Genomic DNA, 17,968 nt, shown 5'->3' with positions numbered 1-17,968 from the left:
GGTCTCAGACGATCTGCTCGCCGTCGTCGTCGTACAGGCGGATGGCGTCGACGGGGCAGGTGCGGGCGGCGAACTCCGCGTCCAGCTCCGCGTCCTCGGGCACCTCGCGGACGAACAGGTCCGGTTCGGTCTCCTCGCTCCCCTGCAGGTCGGCCTTCCCGTCGTCCCGGTTCTCCTCGAATGCGTCCCACTCGTCGACACACTGAAACATCCCGATGCAGGTGTCGCGGTCGAATTCGACGTGCATGAACGGACGTAGACGGGGCGGCGAGAAAGGTGTGGTGTTCAGTTCGTCGTCGACTTCGAGTCGCCGCCGTTCGGCGGGGGCTCGACACCTTCGACGACTTCGGCCACCTCGGTCTCCTTCTCAGTGTCGACGTGCCAGCGGTCGACGGCGTCCTCGTAGTCGGCAAGTCGGTCGCTCACGGCCGTCTTGAGGTCGTCGTCGTTGACGTTCACCTCGAAGATGAACTGATCCTCGTCGCCGCCGCGAGCCGTCTTCTGGACGTTCGCGCTCACGAGTTCGTTGTCGAAGTAGTAGGGCGCGAGCTGGGTCATCACCTTGCGGTAGACGGTGTCCTCGACGGCTCGGAGCGCCTTCCGGCCGGCGGAGTCGGCGGCGCGGGCGACGTAGTTGATCGAGTCCTGCCAGCGCTCGACGGCCCCTTCGTTGTCGCCCTCCTCGACGCGTTTGTAGGATTCGGAGAGTTTCTCGCCGGCGGTTCGCAGGTCCTCGTCGGGTTCTTTCCCCGCTTTCTCCCCTTCACCCTCGCTGACGCTCGCCTGCTCGGCGGTCTTTTCGTTCACGTCCTCGCCGAGCCGTTCGTGGGACTTGGGACGCCACTCGTCCCACTCCTCGAACGCCTCGCCTTCGGCGCCGGCGTCGCGGAGTGCGCGCGTGATCCGCTCGCCGTGTTCGACGATTTCCGCCCACGTTCCCCGGCGTTTGAAACCGGACACGCTCTCTTCCATCGCTTGTCAGGCTCCCACGGTGTCGGCGTACAAAACGGTTCCGTGCTACCGGCCGTACGTGAGCCGGGTCGCGTAGTCGTCGATCCGACGCTTGACGCGGCCGAGCCACGCGGCCGGCGAGACGGCTTTGAGTTGCCGCTCGTCGACCTCGATCCGGTCGCCGGCGAACGGGTCGCGCTCCCGCTCGTCGTCGTCCGATTCGGCCGTCACGCCGACGACCGAACTCATGGCACAGCGGCCACACGCTTCGGTTTCTTTGCCACCCATCGTACCCACGCGTACGGCCACGAGCCGATTAAAGCTTGCCGTGGGCGTGACTCTCGCGGGCGTGACGACGCGTTTTTTGTCCCGTCGGCACAGTGAACGGGTATGGGCTACCACGTCGTCGACACCGACGAAGTCGAGCCGGACCCCGACCGCCCCTGCACGCGCCGGTCGCTGTCGGAGCTTGGTAACCTCTCCCAGATGGCGATCAACCGCTACACGGCCGCGCCGGGCGAGGAACTCCCGCTCGCGTACCACTATCACGAGGAGCAGGAGGAGGCCTTCTACGTCCTCTCCGGGACGCTCCACGTGAAGACGCCCGAGGGAACGCTGGAGGCCGGTCCCGACACCCTGCTCACCGTCGAGCCCGAGAGTCCGCAGTTCGCGTACAACCCCGAGGATGCGGACGAGGCCGTCGACGTGATCGCCATCGGCGCGCCGCCGGTCGAGGGCGACGCCAAACCCTACGAACCGTGAGCGACGAGGCCACGCCGGAGGGCGAACACGAGGTCGAGACCGGCGTCGAGAGCGACGACTCGGATCCGGATGTCGCCGGCGACATCCCCGAGGACGTCCCCGAGTGGGACGACGAGTACGTCGACCGGGTCAGCGACCGCCTCATGTACAACTACGACCTCGACCGCGACTACTGGGTCGACGGCGAGGCGTTCGACCTCTACGGCCGCCTCGAAATCCACACCCAGAAGAAGTTCTTCCACCCCGCGATCACCTACGGCCACCACGAATCCTACGAGCATCTGTTCCTTCGCCGGACGGAGGGCATCCGAGTGGCCGAACTCGAACGCCTCGTCGCCCTCGCGAACGACCTCGTGGACCGCTGGATCGAAGCCGACGAGGAACATTACGCCACCGAGTTCACGTTCGTCGTCGTCGCCCCCGAGATTCCCGACGACGTGCGCGCGTTCGTCTCGTCGTTCCGCGACCGCACGATGCTCAAGTACGGCTACAACGGTTACTACGAGATCCATCTCGCGGTCGTCGCGCCTGACCGGGAAGCCGTCGTGACGAGCGAGCGTGCCGACGTGGGCGACGCACTCACCGTGTGGGAACCGATCGACACCACGCCACCCGGCCCGCTCGAACGGCTCAAACGCCGGTTGCTCGGCTGACGCGGCGCACGAGACGGTCGTCCGCTACTCGCGCACGACCGACACGTCACTGAAGGATCGCGCCCGACGAGTAACTCGTATGCCTCGGCTCGCGGTGACACTTGGCGTGCTCGTTCTCGTCCTCGCTGCAGGCTGTGCGGGCGGCGGCGACGGGACACCGACCGACGACCCCCCGCTCCGCGCCACGGCCACCCCCGCAACCCTCGACCCGGCGACACTCGACGCGACCGGCTACACCGAACGCCACGCCGACACCCCGCCCCTGAACACGACGATCACGGCCCGGATCGAGGGTGACGTGACCTTACAGACCACCCGTGACGTGCGCGCGACGACCGCCCGCCGGGTGTACGGCCGAGCCACGCCCGACGGCTCCGTGGTCGTCGGACTCTACGCCGTCCCCGCCGTCCAACCGTTCGAGAACGCCGATCTGCGAAAGAATCCGGCCACCGGGCTGTCGACCGCCGACGTGCTCACGCGCGCCCAGACGGTGTACGACGTGCGTGACCTCTCGCAGACGGGCCAGCGATCCGTGACGCTACTGGGTACCGACGCGACGCTCACGCAGTACGAGGGGATGGCGACCGCCAACGGCACCGACCGGCCCGTCACTGCGGCCGTCGTCACCGTCGCTCACGGCGACGACTACGTGACGGCCGCCGTCGTGACGCCACGGGGACGGGATGCGCCGCTAGTCCGACTGGTCGAGGCAGTGCGTCACGAAAAAACGGAGTCGCCGCGTCGCGATTAGTCGTCCGTCTCCGCGGGTTCGCCGCCGTCGGCGACGGCTGCGCCCGTGCCGCGGGCTTTGCGGATGTTGTTGATGCCCATGTAGGCCAGCGAGAGGGCCAGCCAGATCAACACCAGCGCGATGACGATCTGGACCCCCGCAGAGGCCATCTCGATGGTCGTCCCGCCGCCGGCCCAGTTGCCCTGAACGAACTTCTGGTACAGGTTCTGATACAGCGCCAGATACAGCAGCGCCGTCGTCGTGATGACCAGCATGAACGCCATCGGCGCGCCGGTCGAGATGAGCTGTTTCTGGTCGTCCCAGTTGGCGAGCCAGATGGTCGCGACGAGGAGCGCGAGCGCCGCGAGCGTCTGGTTCGCGCCGCCAAAGAGCGGCCAGAGGTCGGCCCACCGGCCGGAGGCGACGAGGACGTACGCCGGCGCCACCTGCAGGAAGGCGTTGACGTAGCGGTTGGCGGCGACTTCCTGTACCTGCGTCTCGGGCGTCCCGACGAGTTCCTCGACCATGTAGCGGCCGAGTCGCACCGCCGTGTCGGTGCTGGTGAGCAGGAAACTCACGAGCACGAGGCCCATGAACGGCGCGGCGATGGCCTCGGAGATGCCGAAGCCGACGTTGAGGATGAGCCCACCACCGGACGCGAAGTTGGGCAGGGCGAGGCCGATGCCGCCGCCGGTCGGCACCTCGGCGTACACCGCGACGGTGACGATGGCCACCGTCGCGAGCAGGCCCTCCCCGAGCATGCCGCCGTAGCCGATGGTCCGCGCGTCGGACTCTTTGTCCAGCTGTTTCGCCGTCGTCCCAGAGGAGACCAGCGAGTGGAACCCACTGATCGTCCCGCAGGCGATGGTGACGAAAAGCAGTGGGAACAGCGGCAAGGTCGTGTCCACCAGTGCGCCGCCCCAGAAGCCGGCGTAGGCGGGCACGTCGATGACTAACTGGGACGCGCCGCCGGTGAACGTGCCGACGATGACGGCCAGCAACGTCCCGCCGACGCCCGCGTACAGCAGGCTCGACGTGAGGAAGTCACGCGGCTGGAGCAGCACCCAGACGGGCAGGACGCTGGCGATGAAGCCGTAGACGAGGATCACCGGAATCCACGTCGCGATGTTGACACTGCCCAGCACGGGTGGGAGCGGGCTCCCTGCTAGGAGGACGATGGTCCCCGCGGGGTAGTCGCCCGGCACCAGCGCGAGGGGGTACTGGACGCCGACCCAGACGCCGGCGAAGACGGCCGCGATGAACGTGAGCGTCCCCGGCAGGAAGGGCAGGTCCAACTGGTAGAGATACACCCCGAACACGAGTGCGAGGGCGATGTAGACGAGTGACGCCGTCGCGGCCTGGGGATACGCGTTGAACACCAGCGCGATCACCAGCGCGAACACCGCCACGACGAGGATGATCGTCAGGAACGCGAACCAGAGGATCATATCCTTGCCGCGTTCGCCGACGTACTCCCCGATGATGTACCCGATCGACTTCCCTTCGTGGCGCATACTCGATGTCAGCGCCATGAAGTCGTGGACGGAGCCAAAGAGCGGGTTCCCGATTGCCACCCACAGGAACGCCGGCACCCATCCCCAGACGACCGTCGCCGTGATCGGGCCGACGATCGGCGCCCCGCCTGCGATACTCGAATAGTGATGCCCCAACAACACCGGCTTCTTGGACGGGACGTACTCCTGTCCGTCCTGATACTTGTGTGCTGGCGTCTCCCGCTCGTCGTCCAGGTCGACGAACTGTGCGAGGTACCGTGAGTACCCAAGATACGCGGCCGTGAACGACACGAGCGTGAGAACCACCACTGTAATAGCCTGTACCATGTGTGTGACCCAATGTGGAATCACGAAAAATTATTACTTAAACGTTGGGCATCTGCCCACCCGACACGCACGGGCCCGGGGCGCGAGCGTGTCAAAAACCCATCAGCTACCGGTGCTACACGGCCACGTCGAGTTCGGCGGCCACCTCGTCGAGTAGCGACCCCTTCACCTCTCTGACGCGGGTTTCGATTTCCGCGACCACCGGCGGATCGAACGTCCCGTGGAGTTCTTCGAGGCGTTCGCGTTCGGTCGCCACCCGTTCCCTGAGGAATCGGCCCCCGCGGCCGTTCTCGTCGTCGTCGGGTTCCGGCGTCAGTTTGTTCACCGCTAGCCCCCGCACGGTCAGGCCGTGGTCCGCGAGGCCGTCGATGGCTCGTCGCGTCTCGCGGATCGACAGTTGGTCGGGATTGACGACGAGGTAGAACGCCGCCTCCTCCTGCAACGTCTCATTCGCGAACTCGAACATCTCCTTGCGCTCCTGCAGGCGGGCGATGATGGGGTCGCCCTCCATCATCCGCCGGGGCTCCTGGTTGCCGATGGCCGCCCGTTCGAACAGTTTGACGCTCTGCTGGCGCTTGTGGAGGAGGCGTTCGACCCACCCATGCAGGAATTTCGGGAGACTCAGGAGGCGGAGCGTGCCACCCGTGGGCGAGGTGTCGAAGACGATCCGGTCGTAGGGGTCGGCATCGCGCATCACGTCGATGAAGCGGTCGAACAGCGCCGCCTCGTAGGCGCCCGGTGTCTGGTGGGCCATCTCGATCTGTCGGTCGATTTCGTTGACCATCGCCGGACTCACCTGATCGCCCATGGCCCGCTTCGTCTCCATCAGGTGCCGTTCGAGTTCCTCGTCGGGGTCGATTTCCATGACGCTGAGGTTGTCGATCCCCTGCACCGGGCGGGGTTCGTCGTCGAACTCCTGATCGAACACGTCGGCGGTGCTGTGGGCGGGGTCGGTCGAGACGATCAGCGTCTCCAGCCCCGACCGCGCACATTTCAGGCCGTAGGCGCTCGACATCGTCGTCTTGCCCACGCCACCCTTGCCGCCGAAGAAGACGAAGCGCTCCATCAGAAGTGGTACTGTTCGCCCTTGCGTTCGAGCAGCGAGCCCCGATTCCACATCCGACGCTCCCACGCCTCGAACTCGTCTTCGAGATACGGGAGGAGTTCGGCCGTGTAGTACGACACCGGACTCGGGATGCCGAAGGCGTCGGGGAAACACGCGAGCATGAAGGTGTCCTCCTGATCCTCGGCTTCCTTCTCGATTTTCTCGTACGCCGGGTGGGTCACCAGGCCGTGATACAGGCCACGGAGCCACTCCATGGCGACCCGCCGGAAGCGCTCGATCCGTTCCGCGAGATCCATACCCTCGTCTCCCGGCGGCGTAGAGAAAAGGGTGTCGTCGGTCGGTCGCACTGGTCGCACGTCCGCGGGCTTAAATGGGCGTCCGCCCGACGTGTCACCATGCCCCGCGACCGCGACGCCATCCCCGTCACCATCCTGAGCGGGAGCCTCGGCGCCGGCAAGACGACGCTTCTCAACCACCTACTCTCCACCGCCGGCGACCGCGACATCGCCGTCCTCGTCAACGACATGGGCGATATCAACGTCGACGCCGACTTGGTGAGCCAGAACACCGACCTCGCCGTCGACGGCGGCGTGACCGAACTCTCGAACGGCTGTATCTGCTGTGAACTGCAGGACGACCTCGACACTGCGGTCGTCCGACTCGCCCGCGACCGCGACTTCGACCACCTCGTCGTCGAGGCGTCGGGCATCTCCGAACCCCGGCCCGTTGCTCGCCTGTTCACGACGGGGTCGCAGGCCGCCGCCCGCTACGACGTGGCGTCGGTCGTCACCGTCGTCGACGCCCGACAGTTCCACGACGCCTTCGGGGCCGAGGGGATCGCGGAACGCCGTGGTGATACCGACGAGGACGGCGACCGTCCCCTCTCCGACCTCCTCGTCGAACAGGTGGAGTTCGCGAACCTCGTCCTCCTGAACAAGACGGACCTCGTCACGCCCGAGGAACTCGACGAGGTGGAGGAGATGGTGCAGGCGCTCCGTCCCGACGCTGCGGTGGTCCGCACGGAACACAGCCGGGTCGACCCCGACACGGTCCTGCAGGCGCGGTACGATCCCGCAACCGCCGACGAGGCGGGCTGGAAGCGAGCGCTGGAGGAAGATGAGGCGGAGCGGGAGGGCCACGCCGATCACGACCACGCCGATCACGACCACGCCGATCACGACCACGCCGATCACGACCACGCCGATCACGACCACGCCGATCACGACCACGCCGATCACGACCACGCCGACCACGCCGATCACGACCACGACCACGACCACGACCACGACCACGACCACGACCACGCTCACCCCGAAGCCGTCTACGGCGTCACCTCCTTCACCTACCGCCGTCGTCGTCCGTTCCACCCCGAGCGCCTCCGCACCGTCCTCGCCGACTTGCCCCCAGCAGTGGTCCGCTCGAAGGGCACCTGCTGGATCGCCACCGGCGCCGACTGCTCCTACACGATGGGGCAGGCCGGCCCCTCGGTTCGGATGGAGGCCGCCGGTCCCTGGATCGCCAGCCTCCCCGAATTCGAACAGGACGCCTACCGGCGCAACCGCTCGAATCTCGACTGGGACGAGGAGTGGGGCGACCGCCGGACGGAACTCGTCTTCATCGGCCGGGCAATGGACGAGGCGGAACTGATCGCGGCGCTCGACGACTGCCTGCTCACCGAGGAGGAGATGGACGCGTCGTGGGACGGCTTCGAGAACCCGTTCCCGACCGAGGCTGGCGACGAGGTCGTGGTCACCGAACCGGCAGTGAACCGCTAGCAGGCACACCCGGTCGACCCGGGCGAGCGCTCGAACTCCATCGGCTCGCCGCAGGCCGGACACGCCGGGGTGTCGTCGCCGTCTACCTTCGTATCGAGGATTCGCTCGCTACAGTCGTGACACCAGTACGCCCCCTTCGACTCGCTCGTGCCGTCGCCGCGGTTCGTCGACGACGAGGAGGCCTTGAGCGTGTCGGTGATCGTGCTGAACAGTCCCATGGTAGACGGTCCGAGCGCCGACAGGTAAAGACTCGGTCAGTTGTCCGCGGATGGCGCACGGGCGCTCGCAGCCGCTCACATCTCGTCGTCGTCGGGCGCGGATTCGAGTTCCGCGACCCGGCGTTCGAGAGCTTCGAGACGGTCGGAGCGGGCGGCCCACCGCGCGCCGATGGCCGCCCCGACGACGATACCGGCGACGATGCCGACCGGGCCGAAGACCCCTCCCAGCATCCCGAAGACGCCGGCGAGAGCGATGGTCACGAGGTCCCGCCAGTCCATAGGTGTCTGTGGGTCGCCGGATACTTCAGGTCGCCGCCTCCGCCAGTGCATCGAGCAGGCGGTTCAGTTCGCCCCGGCGTTTCCACGTCGCCAGTCGATCGGTCAACGCCGGCAGGGGGAGTCCGAGACTCACCGCCGACCGCGCGGTCACGCGCGACCCCTCGTTCTCCGCCTCGACGGTCAGATCGGTCGTCATGGCGTCGAACGGCCCCGCCGACCCCGCCTGTGTGTAGTGGAGTCCGTTCGGGCGTTCCTCGAACCGGAGGGTGAGTTCCAGTCCCCGCGCGCCCGCCGTGACGAGCGTTCCGTCGTCCGTCTCGGTCACGTCTCGAACGGTGAAGCTTCCCTCGCTCTCGACGACCGTGGTTGGCGTCAGGACGCGTTCGACCGTCGCTGGCGTCGCTTGGACGAACCGTGAGACCTCGACCTCGCGCATCGTCCCGGCGTTCGGGTCACCGCACCAAAAGCGGGAGGGACAGGGCAACCAGCACCGCTGTCCCCACGATGGCGGCGTAGAACAGCCCACGGAGGCGTTGTTCGGCCGGTACCTCGCCCCGTATTTCCGGTCGAGCCGTGTGGACGAGACGGTGGTAGGCGACGCCGACGGTCGCGACGCAGGCGACCGTCGGGAGACCGAACACCGCCGGGCCCTCCAGTCCGATGGCGATGGCGTAGATTGGCCCGAAGGAGAAACAGACGAGGACGGCCATCGCCGTCACGACGAGGAAGGGGACGGCGTCGACGGCGGTCCCGTCGCGGTTCCGGAGGGGCATATCCGTAGTGTATGGCTCGATGACAAAAACTCGCGTGGCGAGGGTCGGAAGGTTCAGGGCTGTCCGCCCGCTTCCTCCGCCCATGCCGACGGTGCGTGCTGAGGTGGTGGGCGAGGGGACGCGGGACCTCCGTCTCGACGCCGACGCCACCTACGGCGACCTGCTCGCCGCCCTCGAGTTCAGCCCTCACGAGGCGACCGTCCTCGTCGACGACACGCCGGTCCCCGAGGACCGCCGGGTCGACGCCGACCGGGTCCGGGTGCTCCGACTGGTCAAGGGCGGCGCGGCCGAGGCGGCCGTCACCGTCCGCCGCGCCCGTCCCGACGATCACCTCGACGTGATGCGTCTCGTCGACGGCGCGATGCTCTCGGCCGACGCCGAGACGGTGCGCGAGTGTATCGACGACGGCGCGGTGCTGGTGGCGACGATTTCGGGCCGACCGGTCGGCGCCCTCGTCCGCGACGGCGACCGCGTGACCGCGGTGGCGACCCGGCGACGCTACCGTGACCGGGGCGTCGGCACGGCGCTGGTGTCGCAGGCCCTCGACGACCGGGGTCGTCTCGTCGCGGAGTTCGACCCGGCCGTGCGACCCTTCTACGAGTCGCTGGGATTCGACATCGAGGCCGTCGAGGATGACGAGGAACGGTTTTGTGGCCGTTTAGAGGTCTAGCCGCCGCGAGACGGCCGCGCCCACCTCGTCGGCCCAGTAGAGGAGGGCGACGGTGACGAGGAAGACGACCGTCGAGAGGTCCCACGACAGGCCGGTCAGCGTCGACCCGAACAGCGTGGTCGCGCCGATCAGGGGGAGGAGGATGGAGAACGTACAGCCGACACAGGAGACGAGGCCGAGGACGCCCGAGAGCACCGCCCGCGTCGCGTCGAGCAAGCGGGCGTAAACGAGGTAGGTCATCGCCACGTAGCCGACGAGTTTGAACGGGATGATCGACAGCCGAACCCGCGGCGTGCCGACGATGACGGTCGGTCCCCAGCCGGGGATGTTCCAGTGGATCGAGGAGACGGCGCCGCCGGGGAGGGGGCCGGAGAGGCCGAGGAGGAGGATGCCGCCCGCCCACGAGAGCAGGAGGAGGTAGCCCCCGGCCAGCGCGGTGGCGATGGTGCGCTGGCGCCCCTCGACGCCCGGGAGGTCGGTGCGGATCATCGCCCACAGGCCGACGTTGATCCAGACGAACGGGTAGATAACGTATCGCGGTTCGGTGATTATCACGTCCGTCGCGGCGACGTACGCGGCGACGAGGGCGAGTTCGGCGGCGATGACGAGGCTCCACCACCGGATCGCCGCCGTCTCCGCGAGGAGGACCCGTCGCACCCGCGACAGCGGGCCGTACGCTTCGCTCAAGCGATCACCTCCATCCGACTTCGCGTGCCAGTGCCGCTCATATCCGATACTCCGTGCGGAGGACTATGGACGCTTCGACTACAGGTGGCTTTCGACCAGGTCGCGCCCGGCGGCGAGCAGTTCGTCGACCCGCTCGCGGCTCCCGGCCTCGGCGTACACTCGCATCTTCGGTTCGGTGCCGCTGGGACGGACGAGGAGCCACGACCCGTCCGTCAGGAGGAGTTTGAAGCCGTCGAGCGTGACGACTTTCTCCACGCCTTCGCCGGCGACTTCGTCGGGGATGGTATTACCGAGCGCGTCGACGACCGCGTCCTTCCGGTCGTCCGGGCAGTCGACGCTCACCTTGTCGGCGACGATGTCGCCGTGGGTGTCGAGCAAGCGGTCGACCCGGTGGTCGAGCGGTTCGGCCGCCGCCGCGTCGGCCGCGACCAGTGCCATCAACACCCCGTCCTTCTCGGGGACGTGCCCGCGGATGGAGAAGCCGCCGGACTCCTCGCCGCCCATCAACGCGTCGTGTTCCACCATCGCCTCCGCGACCCACTTGAACCCGACCGCCGTCTCGATCACGTCCTCACCGTGGGCGGCGGCGATCCGGTCGATCAGGAACGTGGTCGAGACGGTCCGCACTGCCGGCCCCGAGTCGTCTTCGAGCAACTCGTCGTAGATGGCGGCGAAAAACAGGTTCTCGTCGAGAAAGCCCCGCTCGGGGGTGACGACGGCGAGGCGGTCGGCGTCGCCGTCGTTCGCGATGCCGAGGTCGGCGTCGTGGGCCTCGACGGCGTCGACGAGGCCGGCGAGATGGTCGGCGCTGGGTTCGGGCGACCCCCCGCCGAACGAGGTGTCCCGCTCACAGCGCCGGCAGATAACCGTCGTGCCCGCCGATTCGAGGAGGGCGTCGGTGACGCCCCGCCCGCTCCCGTGCATGGCGTCGTAGACGACGGTCAGCCCCTCGCAGTCCGGCCCGACCAGTTCCCGGGCCTGCGCGGCGTGGGAGTCGACCAGATTCACGCGCTCGACCGATCCGCGCGGGCCATCAGCGCGCGGTTCCGCGAGGCGTTCCTCGATGGCGTCGGTCACGTCGGGGAGCGCCGGCGCGCCGTCGGCGGGGAGGAACTTCACGCCGTTGTACTCCGGTGGGTTGTGCGAGGCGGTGACCATGAGTGCGCCGGCGAGATCGCGGTCGACGATTCCCCACGCGACCACGGGCGTCGGGCAGTCCCGCTCGGGTAGGAGGACGTCGAACCCGTTGGCTGCGAGGACATCGGCGAGCGACTCCGCGAACCCCTCGGAGGTGGCCCGCGCGTCGTAGCCGACGGCGACCGGGGCGTCGTGGCCGGTGTCGGCGAGATAGTCCGCGACCGCCTGTCCGACCATCCGCACCCGCTCGTCGGTGAAGGTGTCCAGACGGGCGCGCCACCCGTCGGTGCCGAAGGAGATGGCGTCCATACGCTCCCATCCCCTGCGGGCGAGAAAAAGGTGGGCGTCGTCCGCTGGCACCGCCCCGTCGTCACCCACGATCGCCCGACTGGTCGGGTGTGATGGACGAACGTTCACTTCTACGAACCGAGCGAAACCATGTTAGGTGGTGACACAGTAGCCCCAAACTGGGGGGAGACGTATGTCACTCGTCGACACCCTGAAATCGATGTTCAGCGCCGACGAACGCATCGTCTATCGGTGCGACGCGTGTGGGGAGACGTTCGATGTAGGGTCGAGCGTCGACGATCCGGCGTGTACCGCGTGCGAGTCGACCGAGGTACGACAGATCAATCGCGTGTAGCACTGTCGACCAACCCTTCTTTCTGCCGCCGTGACAGCGACTTGATCGCGTGTTCGCGGCTCATCGCCGCCGACCGCGTGTCGTACTCCTCGACGTGCACGAGTTCGACCGGCGTCCGTCCGCGGGTGTATTTCGCCCCCTCGCCGGCGTCGTGTTCGGCCACCCGGCGCTCCACGTCCGTCGTGTAGCCCGTGTAGTAAGAGCCGTCCGAACACTCGAGGACGTAGACGTAATGCATCCGTCGGGTCGACACGCCGGCCGCACCTATAGTCGTCGACCGACCGTCACGGTGCGGTGTGCGTGGAAGGTGGCTTCGCGTGGTGGTCGAACGTCGCTGCAGTGGTTACGCGTTTGGGGTCCGACGCCTCGATGCCTCCGCGATGCCGGCGTTGGCCGAGCAGCTTGGACAGGCGAGGATGCGCCCACTCGCGTCGGCGAACACCCGCGCGAAGCGCTCCGAGACGTGAGACCCACAGTGATCGCAGCGTGCCATGATTGTGCCGGCTACCACCCGTGCCGGCGATCCTGTGTTGGGCACACACACCTAAATGGGCATCGCGCGCGTGCGTGATGAGTTCACGAACGTCCAAAACAAACGCACAGAACCGGCGTAGTTCGCACAGATCGTCGCGAATCATTCCGGCTGTTGCCGTCAAGTGGCGACCGACGGTAAACAATCACTCGTCGCGCGCGCCGCTGATCGCCCGGGCGATCAACCCCGCCTGTGCGCCTGCGGTGAAGCCGTCGTCGACGTTGACGACCGAGAGGACGGTACACGACTGGAGCATACTGCCGAGCGCCGACTCACCTTCGCCCCCGTAGCCGTATCCCGTCGACACGGGAAGCCCGATCACCGGCGTGTCGATCAGGCCGGCGACGACCGTCGGCAGTGCCCCCTCGCGCCCGGCGGCGACGACCACCACGTCGGCCGCCCGGAGGGTGTCGAGGTGGTCGACGATCCGACCGAGGTGGGCGACACCCACGTCGTCGATCCGGTCGACCGTCGCGCCGACGGCACGTGCGAGGACGGTCGCCTCGCCCGCCGCCGCGGCGTCCGAGGTACCCGCGGTGACGACGGCGACCGTCGCGTCGAGGTCGGGGGGTTCGAAGTCGGGGGCGTGGACGACGAGCGTCCGCGCGCGTTCGTCGTGGTCCACCGTCGCGTCCGCCGGCAGGTCGTCGGTGACGGCCGCGACGTGGGCGTCGTCGGCTCGGGTGACCAGCACCCGGCCCGTCGTCTCCAGTGCCGCCATCGCCATCGACGCCACCTCGGCGGGCGTCTTGCCGTCCGCGAGCACCGCCTCGGGAATCCCCCGGCGGCGCTCGCGTGCGGCGTCGAACCGCCCGGCGTCGGTCGTCGCGTAACCGACGAGCCGGGCCTCCGCCTCGGCGGGCGAGAGATCGCCGCTCGCTACCGCGTCGAGAATGTCGCGCATACCCGCCATCCGGTCGTCAGACACTCGTAGGTGTCGGTTTTCGGCCCCAGTATTTATATAGTTGGGGCGAAACGCGGGAGAACGGCTCCTGTGGCGGTACGTGCGGCCGATTTGGGAAATCTTATTAATAAGGGTCAGCATGTGTAGGTCGTATGGCAGACCTTATCGTCAAAGCCGCCGTCAAGGAAGCGCTCCAGGACAAGAACGTCGCTTCGGACTTCTACGACGCTCTCGACGAGGAAGTCGAGGAACTGCTCGCCGACGCCGCCCGGCGTGCCGAGCAGAACGACCGAAAGACCGTCCAGCCGCGCGACCTGTAAGTCGGTCCCAACTGCAGTCTTCTCATTTATCCACCCGGTGAGTAACGACGTTCATCGGACGTATCGCACCTGTCGATAGATTCTGGCCGGGACGGTCCGGCGAGAATCTACGATGATTCCCGGTACCCCCTCTCAGTTACTCGTCCGCCCGTCGGACGGTCACGCCGTCCGCGTGGCCCACGTGGACTTCGTCGGCCAGATCGACGAATAGGCCGTGTTCGACGACGCCCGGGAGCGTCGCGAGATCCGTCGCCAGCGCCGCCGGATCGCTGATCGCACCGAACTCACAGTCGAGGACGAGATTGCCGTTGTCGGTCACGACGGGGCCGTCCTTGCGTTCGGCGGCCCGGAGCGTCGGCGTCCCGTCCAGTTCGCGGATCGCCCGCCGGACGGTCCCCCGAGCGTCCGGCAACACCTCGACCGGCACCGAGCGGTCGAGCAGCGACGCCTCCTTCGAGGGGTCCGCGACGACGACGAACCGCTCTGCCGCGGCGTCGACCACCTTCTCGCGGGCGTGGGCCGCACCGCCACCCTTGATCAGCGCGAGGTCGTCGCTCACCTGATCGGCGCCGTCGATGGCCACGTCGATTCGCTCCACGGCGCCGAGGTCGACTAGCGGCACCCCCACCTCGCGAGCGAGGTCGCGGGAGGCGTAGGAGGTGGCGACGCCCCGGATATCGAGGCCGTCCTCGACCGCCTGCCCCAGTGCGCGGATGGCGTGGGCCGCGGTGCTGCCCGTTCCCAGGCCGACGGTGTCGCCGTCGGTCACGAGGTCCGCGGCGTGTTCACCCGCGCGACGCTTCGCTGCGTCCGATCCGCCGGGTGTCTTCATGCCCGTACGCTCCAGCGGCGGCGACAAAAGCGGCCCGGTCCGGGCCGTAGCTATACGGTCCTGACGGCCGTCGGCTCCGATATGGTCCCCGTCCTCCCCGTTCCGCTCGCCACTGCCACCCACCTGTTCGTCCGCTGGCTCCACGTCCTCGCCATGGCCGTCGCTCTCGGCGGGGGCGTCCTCGCGTGGGGGGTGAGTTACGCGGCCGACGCCGAAACGACCCTCACCGTCGCCACGACCTACGAAGTCGCGTTCTGGGGAGCGCTCGGCGTCCTCGTGATGACCGGCGTCGGTAACCTCGGCGCCCTCGCTCCCGCCATCCCCCGCGGTCGGTGGGGTGCGGCCTTCGTCGTCAAACTCGGTCTGCTCCTCGTCGTACTGATCGGCTCGGCAGTCCGCACGACGACGGTTCGGGCCGCCAGCGACGCGGCCACGCCCGCGACGACGACGCTCGAACGCGGCTACGCGCTCACGACGCTCGCGCTGATCACGCTCGTCGCGCTCGCGGCGGTGATGGCGCATGGCTGAGGACGACGCGGCGGCCGGCGTCGACACTGCGGACGCGGATGCCGACGAGTCGCCGCCACCCGACACCACCGCCGATCCCGTCCTCGCGTGGACGCTCGCGTCGTTTCACACCACGACGTTCCTCGTCGCGCCCCTCCTTCTCCTCTACGCCGTCGATGCCCTCGGCTCGCTCCTGCAGGGCGTCCACACGGCGACGGGGCTCGGTCTCTACCTCGCGCTCTGGGGACTCACGTTCTGGACGAACCGCCGCTGGCTCGCTCGGACGCGACTCGACGACTGGAGCGCGGTCCTGCCGGGGGTGACGTGGGGCGGCGTCACCGGCGTCGGCTTCCTGCTTGTGCTGGTGGGCGTCGTGGGCGTCACCGTGGGCGAACCCGTCCTCGTGGCGGCACTCGCGCTCGTCGGGACGCCCATCGCGGCGCTCGTCGGCGGCCTCGTCGGCGCGGGGTTCGCGGTTCTCGACCTGTTGATCGTCGCGGCGGGCCGGCGACTCGGAACGGCTTGACCCGTCCGAAGCGTTTTGCCCGGGCCGCCCCACGTCACCCCCATGACACGTATGGCCGTCGTCGCTGGCGTGGGACCGGGGCTCGGCGCCGCCGTCGCCCGCCGGTTCGCCGCCGAGGGCTGTCGGGTGGCGCTGCTCGCTCGCACCAAATCGTATCTCGACACGCTCGCCGCGGACCTCGACGGGACGGCGGGCGCGGGACTCGCCGTCCCGACCGATCTGACCGACGCCGACGCGGTCGAATCCGCGTTCGAGACGATTCGAGCGGAATGGGGACCGACCGACGCCCTCGTCTACAACGCGAGCGGTGCGCCGTGGCAGGGTGTCGACATCTCGCTCGACGCGTTCGATCACGCGCTGGCGACGGGGCCGCGTGGTGCGCTCCTCTGTGCGCGGGAGGCGGCGGCCGACATGGTCGACGGCGACGCTGACGCGGGCGACGGCAAGGCCGGCACCATCGTCTTCACCGGCGCGACCACCTCGACCCGGGGCCGCGAGGGTGCCCTCGGCTTCTCCGCCGCGAAGTTCGCGGTCCGCGGGATGGCGCAGTCACTCGCGCGCGAACTCGGGCCCGACGGGGTCCACGTCGCCCACGTCGTCCTCGACGGGTCGATCCGGCCGCCGGACGTGGTCCCGTCCGACCCGCCGACGCACCTCGATCCCGACGACATCGCGGGGCGGTACTGGGACCTCGTGACCGCCGACCCCGCGACGATGCCGTTCGAGATCCATCTCACGAACGGGCCGGGCGGCAAGACGGAGTTCGTCTAGACGCTCGTGAACGCGAACAGGCGGCCGTCGTCCGTGATGCTGTAGAGGTAGCCGTTGGCGGCCATCACGTCGACGATAGGGTCGTAAATTTCCTGTTGCCACCGGAGTTTACCCGACGGGGCGTCGACGGCGGCGAGCAGGATGCGCTGACTCGTCGGGTCGCTCCGGCCGACGGCGTAGAGCACGTCGCCGACGAAGATGACGTCGCCCCGGACGCCGAAGGGGAGCGACCAGCGCTCGGTCCCCGCCTTCACGTCGAGGCCGTGGAGCGTCCGCCGGGTGCCGTAGACGGCGGTGTCGCCCGACACCGCGAGGGTGGCGGGACGGACCGACGCGTCGGCCGTCGCGGTCCACAGCGCTTCGCCGGTCGCGGGATCGAACCCGGCGACGCCGTTGCCCGTCGTCGCGACGACGACGCCGTCGGCGACGGCGATCCGGCCGACCGGCCCGCTGAGCGGCACGTGCCACCGCATCCCGGCGATGGACGGATCGACCGCGTACAGGTGGCCGATTTCGGTCGTCGGTTCGCCGTCGGGGTAGCCCGTGCCGATGTAGGCGACGCCGTCACCGACGGCCGCGGCGCGGATCTTCCGATCCCGGCGTTCGCTCCGGCGAACTTCGTTCGGCGCGAACGACCAGCAGAACTCGCCCGTGCGGGCGTCGACGACGCGGTAGGCGTCCTCGCTGGGCATCACCAGACTCGTCCCCGCCGTGCCCAGTTCGCCCACGAACCGCCCGGGGAGATCGTAGGCGTTGCGGAGTTGGCCGTTCGTGCGGTCGATGGCGAGGACGCGGGCGTCCCCGCGCGGGCCGAAGGGGACGTACACCATGCCCGCGGCGGCGACCGGCGGGCCGATGGGCATGGCGTCGATCTTGTATCGCCACTGGATCTCGCCGTTGCGCCGCGGATCGTGACAGAGAACGGCCGCCGTCGGCACGCTGGGGGGCGAGTCGGGATCGGCGGCAACGAGGTAGACGAAGTTGTCGTCGGCCACCGGGAACGTGACCTGCGCCTCCAGCGCGGACATGGTCCAGCGCTCGTTGAGCGGGAAGCCCGTCGGGCCGTTGGCCGCAGGCGCGGCGTTCGTCCCCGCAGGATCGTGGTGGGGCATCGGCCACGTCCCGTCGGGGATCGGGTCCGCTTCCAGCGCGCAGGTGCCCGACCCCTGCTCGAACGAGGTGCTGCCCGTTGCCATCGTGTCCTCGATTTCACCCGCCGATCCCGACGATGTCGTCGCCGGGGGTGGCGTCGTCGTGTCGGGTGGGGGCGTGGCCGTCGCCGTCGGCGTCTCACCTCCGCCGGCCCGCCCCCCACAACCCGCGGTCAGCCCCCCTGCAACTGCCGCGAGCCATTTGCGCCGTGTGAACGTTTCCCGTGGCATGCTCTATCC

General features: G+C 68.5%; 27 protein-coding genes and 1 pseudogene. 11 read left to right on the top strand and 17 right to left on the bottom strand.

The annotated features are described in order from the left end of the window. Window positions 1-4: 4 nt before the first annotated feature. The 3 genes from DU502_RS00660 to DU502_RS00650 are packed head-to-tail and all read right to left on the bottom strand — an operon-like array spanning window position 5 to window position 1,239. The gene (locus DU502_RS00660; RefSeq protein ID WP_121921188.1) at window positions 5-247 is read right to left on the bottom strand and encodes a ferredoxin; all 243 of its coding nucleotides are present in this window, start codon (window positions 245-247) and stop codon (window positions 5-7) included. A 38-nt stretch (window positions 248-285) separates the two neighbouring features. After that, on the bottom strand, window positions 286-972 hold the full coding sequence (locus DU502_RS00655; RefSeq protein ID WP_121921189.1) for a DUF5828 family protein: 687 nt from the start codon (window positions 970-972) through the stop codon (window positions 286-288). A gap of 45 nt (window positions 973-1,017) precedes the next feature. Continuing rightward, window positions 1,018-1,239 carry a hypothetical protein gene (locus DU502_RS00650; protein ID WP_121921190.1) on the bottom strand — a complete coding sequence of 74 codons (222 nt, stop codon included), beginning with the start codon at window positions 1,237-1,239 and terminating at the stop codon, window positions 1,018-1,020. A 102-nt stretch (window positions 1,240-1,341) separates the two neighbouring features. On the opposite strand from DU502_RS00650, the gene DU502_RS00645 reads away from it, so the two are divergent. The 3 genes from DU502_RS00645 to DU502_RS00635 all read left to right on the top strand — a co-directional run bounded on the left by DU502_RS00645 (window position 1,342) and on the right by DU502_RS00635 (window position 3,117). Next, entirely contained in the window at window positions 1,342-1,713 is a 372-nt protein-coding gene (locus DU502_RS00645; protein ID WP_121921191.1) for a cupin domain-containing protein, read from the top strand. Continuing rightward, window positions 1,710-2,366, top strand: coding sequence for a hypothetical protein (locus DU502_RS00640; RefSeq protein WP_166033595.1), 657 nt, complete (start codon window positions 1,710-1,712; stop codon window positions 2,364-2,366). The genes DU502_RS00645 and DU502_RS00640 overlap by 4 nt, the downstream gene beginning before the upstream one ends. Before the next feature lie 79 nt (window positions 2,367-2,445). Further along, on the top strand, window positions 2,446-3,117 hold the full coding sequence (locus DU502_RS00635) for a DUF6517 family protein (protein WP_124896984.1): 672 nt from the start codon (window positions 2,446-2,448) through the stop codon (window positions 3,115-3,117). Here the strand turns inward: DU502_RS00635 and DU502_RS00630 are convergent. From DU502_RS00630 to DU502_RS00620, 3 genes are all read right to left on the bottom strand, one after another. Further along, complete coding sequence (locus tag DU502_RS00630; RefSeq protein ID WP_121921193.1) at window positions 3,114-4,937, bottom strand: carbon starvation CstA family protein; 1,824 nt, start codon at window positions 4,935-4,937, stop codon at window positions 3,114-3,116. The two genes, DU502_RS00635 and DU502_RS00630, sit on opposite strands and share 4 nt — an antisense overlap. A gap of 115 nt (window positions 4,938-5,052) precedes the next feature. Further along, window positions 5,053-6,003 (bottom strand): ArsA family ATPase, encoded by a 951-nt coding sequence (locus DU502_RS00625; RefSeq protein WP_121921194.1) that lies wholly within the window; start codon window positions 6,001-6,003, stop codon window positions 5,053-5,055. Further along, complete coding sequence (locus tag DU502_RS00620; protein WP_121921195.1) at window positions 6,003-6,299, bottom strand: hypothetical protein; 297 nt, start codon at window positions 6,297-6,299, stop codon at window positions 6,003-6,005. Before DU502_RS00620 ends, DU502_RS00625 begins: the two co-directional genes overlap by 1 nt. Window positions 6,300-6,398: 99 nt before the next feature. Here DU502_RS00620 and DU502_RS00615 point away from each other — a divergent pair, with 99 nt between their 5' ends. Further along, window positions 6,399-7,778, top strand: a complete 1,380-nt coding sequence (locus DU502_RS00615; protein WP_124896983.1) for a CobW family GTP-binding protein — start codon at window positions 6,399-6,401, stop codon at window positions 7,776-7,778. On the opposite strand, the gene DU502_RS00610 is transcribed toward DU502_RS00615, so the two are convergent. From DU502_RS00610 to DU502_RS00595, 4 genes are all read right to left on the bottom strand, one after another. After that, the gene (locus tag DU502_RS00610) at window positions 7,775-7,996 is read right to left on the bottom strand and encodes a hypothetical protein (protein ID WP_121921197.1); all 222 of its coding nucleotides are present in this window, start codon (window positions 7,994-7,996) and stop codon (window positions 7,775-7,777) included. The genes DU502_RS00615 and DU502_RS00610 overlap by 4 nt on opposite strands. A 75-nt stretch (window positions 7,997-8,071) precedes the next feature. Then, window positions 8,072-8,275 (bottom strand): hypothetical protein, encoded by a 204-nt coding sequence (locus DU502_RS00605; protein WP_121921198.1) that lies wholly within the window; start codon window positions 8,273-8,275, stop codon window positions 8,072-8,074. A gap of 25 nt (window positions 8,276-8,300) precedes the next feature. Beyond that, window positions 8,301-8,711 carry an SRPBCC family protein gene (locus DU502_RS00600; RefSeq protein WP_121921199.1) on the bottom strand — a complete coding sequence of 137 codons (411 nt, stop codon included), beginning with the start codon at window positions 8,709-8,711 and terminating at the stop codon, window positions 8,301-8,303. 16 nt (window positions 8,712-8,727) lie between these two features. Next, complete coding sequence (locus DU502_RS00595; protein ID WP_121921200.1) at window positions 8,728-9,048, bottom strand: hypothetical protein; 321 nt, start codon at window positions 9,046-9,048, stop codon at window positions 8,728-8,730. 82 nt (window positions 9,049-9,130) lie between these two features. Between DU502_RS00595 and samp2 the strand changes: the two are divergent. Beyond that, window positions 9,131-9,331 (top strand): annotated as a pseudogene (samp2, locus tag DU502_RS19160) (ubiquitin-like small modifier protein SAMP2); the annotation flags it as partial. Window positions 9,332-9,388: 57 nt separating this feature from the next. Next, window positions 9,389-9,718 carry a GNAT family N-acetyltransferase gene (locus DU502_RS19155; RefSeq protein WP_121921450.1) on the top strand — a complete coding sequence of 110 codons (330 nt, stop codon included), beginning with the start codon at window positions 9,389-9,391 and terminating at the stop codon, window positions 9,716-9,718. Here DU502_RS19155 and DU502_RS00580 read toward each other — a convergent pair. Together DU502_RS00580 and DU502_RS00575 are read right to left on the bottom strand one after the other, a co-directional pair. Further along, window positions 9,707-10,405, bottom strand: a complete 699-nt coding sequence (locus tag DU502_RS00580) for a DUF7546 family protein (protein ID WP_124896982.1) — start codon at window positions 10,403-10,405, stop codon at window positions 9,707-9,709. The genes DU502_RS19155 and DU502_RS00580 overlap by 12 nt on opposite strands. 78 nt (window positions 10,406-10,483) lie before the next feature. Further along, window positions 10,484-11,851: a phosphoglucomutase/phosphomannomutase family protein gene (locus DU502_RS00575; protein WP_121921202.1), complete on the bottom strand. Its 1,368-nt coding sequence runs from the start codon at window positions 11,849-11,851 to the stop codon at window positions 10,484-10,486. 172 nt (window positions 11,852-12,023) lie between these two features. Here DU502_RS00575 and DU502_RS18015 point away from each other — a divergent pair, with 172 nt between their 5' ends. After that, entirely contained in the window at window positions 12,024-12,185 is a 162-nt protein-coding gene (locus DU502_RS18015; protein WP_158601180.1) for an FmdB family zinc ribbon protein, read from the top strand. On the opposite strand, the gene DU502_RS00570 is transcribed toward DU502_RS18015, so the two are convergent. From DU502_RS00570 to larB, 3 genes are all read right to left on the bottom strand, one after another. After that, window positions 12,172-12,423, bottom strand: a complete 252-nt coding sequence (locus DU502_RS00570; RefSeq protein WP_121921203.1) for a GIY-YIG nuclease family protein — start codon at window positions 12,421-12,423, stop codon at window positions 12,172-12,174. The two genes, DU502_RS18015 and DU502_RS00570, sit on opposite strands and share 14 nt — an antisense overlap. A 105-nt stretch (window positions 12,424-12,528) precedes the next feature. Then, window positions 12,529-12,678: a DUF7563 family protein gene (locus tag DU502_RS19150; RefSeq protein WP_251342124.1), complete on the bottom strand. Its 150-nt coding sequence runs from the start codon at window positions 12,676-12,678 to the stop codon at window positions 12,529-12,531. 184 nt (window positions 12,679-12,862) lie between these two features. After that, on the bottom strand, window positions 12,863-13,621 hold the full coding sequence (gene larB / locus DU502_RS00565) for a nickel pincer cofactor biosynthesis protein LarB (protein ID WP_121921451.1): 759 nt from the start codon (window positions 13,619-13,621) through the stop codon (window positions 12,863-12,865). A gap of 152 nt (window positions 13,622-13,773) precedes the next feature. On the opposite strand from larB, the gene DU502_RS00560 reads away from it, so the two are divergent. Continuing rightward, window positions 13,774-13,941, top strand: coding sequence for a DUF1931 family protein (locus DU502_RS00560; RefSeq protein WP_049937578.1), 168 nt, complete (start codon window positions 13,774-13,776; stop codon window positions 13,939-13,941). A gap of 136 nt (window positions 13,942-14,077) precedes the next feature. On the opposite strand, the gene rpiA is transcribed toward DU502_RS00560, so the two are convergent. Continuing rightward, window positions 14,078-14,773, bottom strand: a complete 696-nt coding sequence (gene rpiA, locus DU502_RS00555) for a ribose-5-phosphate isomerase RpiA (RefSeq protein WP_121921204.1) — start codon at window positions 14,771-14,773, stop codon at window positions 14,078-14,080. 81 nt (window positions 14,774-14,854) lie between these two features. Between rpiA and DU502_RS00550 the strand changes: the two genes are divergently transcribed. The 3 genes from DU502_RS00550 to DU502_RS00540 are packed head-to-tail and all read left to right on the top strand — an operon-like array spanning window position 14,855 to window position 16,577. Next, a complete protein-coding gene (locus tag DU502_RS00550) occupies window positions 14,855-15,301 on the top strand; it encodes a hypothetical protein (protein ID WP_121921205.1) in 447 nt (148 codons plus the stop codon). Continuing rightward, the gene (locus DU502_RS00545) at window positions 15,294-15,806 is read left to right on the top strand and encodes a hypothetical protein (protein WP_121921206.1); all 513 of its coding nucleotides are present in this window, start codon (window positions 15,294-15,296) and stop codon (window positions 15,804-15,806) included. Before DU502_RS00550 ends, DU502_RS00545 begins: the two co-directional genes overlap by 8 nt. Window positions 15,807-15,848: 42 nt before the next feature. Beyond that, a complete protein-coding gene (locus tag DU502_RS00540) occupies window positions 15,849-16,577 on the top strand; it encodes an SDR family NAD(P)-dependent oxidoreductase (RefSeq protein ID WP_121921207.1) in 729 nt (242 codons plus the stop codon). Here the strand turns inward: DU502_RS00540 and DU502_RS00535 are convergent. Further along, on the bottom strand, window positions 16,574-17,959 hold the full coding sequence (locus DU502_RS00535) for a PQQ-binding-like beta-propeller repeat protein (protein ID WP_121921208.1): 1,386 nt from the start codon (window positions 17,957-17,959) through the stop codon (window positions 16,574-16,576). The genes DU502_RS00540 and DU502_RS00535 overlap by 4 nt on opposite strands. Window positions 17,960-17,968 lie beyond the last annotated feature (9 nt).

The sequence above is a fragment of the Haloplanus aerogenes genome (genome assembly GCF_003856835.1).
GTDB classification, from domain to species: domain Archaea; phylum Halobacteriota; class Halobacteria; order Halobacteriales; family Haloferacaceae; genus Haloplanus; species Haloplanus aerogenes.
The sequence above is the reverse complement of the archived record's forward strand: the minus strand, read 5'-3'. Positions and strand labels throughout refer to the sequence as shown.

Coding starts and splice junctions, on each gene's coding strand:
- DU502_RS00660 (WP_121921188.1), bottom strand. CDS start 247: ATGCACGTCGAATTCGACCGCGACACCTGCATCGGGATGTTTCAGTGT.
- DU502_RS00620 (WP_121921195.1), bottom strand. CDS start 6,299: ATGGATCTCGCGGAACGGATCGAGCGCTTCCGGCGGGTCGCCATGGAG.
- DU502_RS00655 (WP_121921189.1), bottom strand. CDS start 972: ATGGAAGAGAGCGTGTCCGGTTTCAAACGCCGGGGAACGTGGGCGGAA.
- DU502_RS00575 (WP_121921202.1), bottom strand. CDS start 11,851: ATGGACGCCATCTCCTTCGGCACCGACGGGTGGCGCGCCCGTCTGGAC.
- DU502_RS00645 (WP_121921191.1), top strand. CDS start 1,342: ATGGGCTACCACGTCGTCGACACCGACGAAGTCGAGCCGGACCCCGAC.
- DU502_RS00600 (WP_121921199.1), bottom strand. CDS start 8,711: ATGCGCGAGGTCGAGGTCTCACGGTTCGTCCAAGCGACGCCAGCGACG.
- DU502_RS18015 (WP_158601180.1), top strand. CDS start 12,024: ATGTCACTCGTCGACACCCTGAAATCGATGTTCAGCGCCGACGAACGC.
- DU502_RS00630 (WP_121921193.1), bottom strand. CDS start 4,937: ATGGTACAGGCTATTACAGTGGTGGTTCTCACGCTCGTGTCGTTCACG.
- DU502_RS00570 (WP_121921203.1), bottom strand. CDS start 12,423: ATGCATTACGTCTACGTCCTCGAGTGTTCGGACGGCTCTTACTACACG.
- rpiA (WP_121921204.1), bottom strand. CDS start 14,773: ATGAAGACACCCGGCGGATCGGACGCAGCGAAGCGTCGCGCGGGTGAA.
- DU502_RS00615 (WP_124896983.1), top strand. CDS start 6,399: ATGCCCCGCGACCGCGACGCCATCCCCGTCACCATCCTGAGCGGGAGC.
- DU502_RS00545 (WP_121921206.1), top strand. CDS start 15,294: ATGGCTGAGGACGACGCGGCGGCCGGCGTCGACACTGCGGACGCGGAT.
- DU502_RS00595 (WP_121921200.1), bottom strand. CDS start 9,048: ATGCCCCTCCGGAACCGCGACGGGACCGCCGTCGACGCCGTCCCCTTC.
- DU502_RS00610 (WP_121921197.1), bottom strand. CDS start 7,996: ATGGGACTGTTCAGCACGATCACCGACACGCTCAAGGCCTCCTCGTCG.
- DU502_RS00535 (WP_121921208.1), bottom strand. CDS start 17,959: ATGCCACGGGAAACGTTCACACGGCGCAAATGGCTCGCGGCAGTTGCA.
- DU502_RS00625 (WP_121921194.1), bottom strand. CDS start 6,003: ATGGAGCGCTTCGTCTTCTTCGGCGGCAAGGGTGGCGTGGGCAAGACG.
- larB (WP_121921451.1), bottom strand. CDS start 13,621: ATGCGCGACATTCTCGACGCGGTAGCGAGCGGCGATCTCTCGCCCGCC.
- DU502_RS00635 (WP_124896984.1), top strand. CDS start 2,446: ATGCCTCGGCTCGCGGTGACACTTGGCGTGCTCGTTCTCGTCCTCGCT.
- DU502_RS19150 (WP_251342124.1), bottom strand. CDS start 12,678: ATGGCACGCTGCGATCACTGTGGGTCTCACGTCTCGGAGCGCTTCGCG.
- DU502_RS00605 (WP_121921198.1), bottom strand. CDS start 8,275: ATGGACTGGCGGGACCTCGTGACCATCGCTCTCGCCGGCGTCTTCGGG.
- DU502_RS00540 (WP_121921207.1), top strand. CDS start 15,849: ATGACACGTATGGCCGTCGTCGCTGGCGTGGGACCGGGGCTCGGCGCC.
- DU502_RS19155 (WP_121921450.1), top strand. CDS start 9,389: ATGCGTCTCGTCGACGGCGCGATGCTCTCGGCCGACGCCGAGACGGTG.
- DU502_RS00560 (WP_049937578.1), top strand. CDS start 13,774: ATGGCAGACCTTATCGTCAAAGCCGCCGTCAAGGAAGCGCTCCAGGAC.
- DU502_RS00650 (WP_121921190.1), bottom strand. CDS start 1,239: ATGGGTGGCAAAGAAACCGAAGCGTGTGGCCGCTGTGCCATGAGTTCG.
- DU502_RS00550 (WP_121921205.1), top strand. CDS start 14,855: ATGGTCCCCGTCCTCCCCGTTCCGCTCGCCACTGCCACCCACCTGTTC.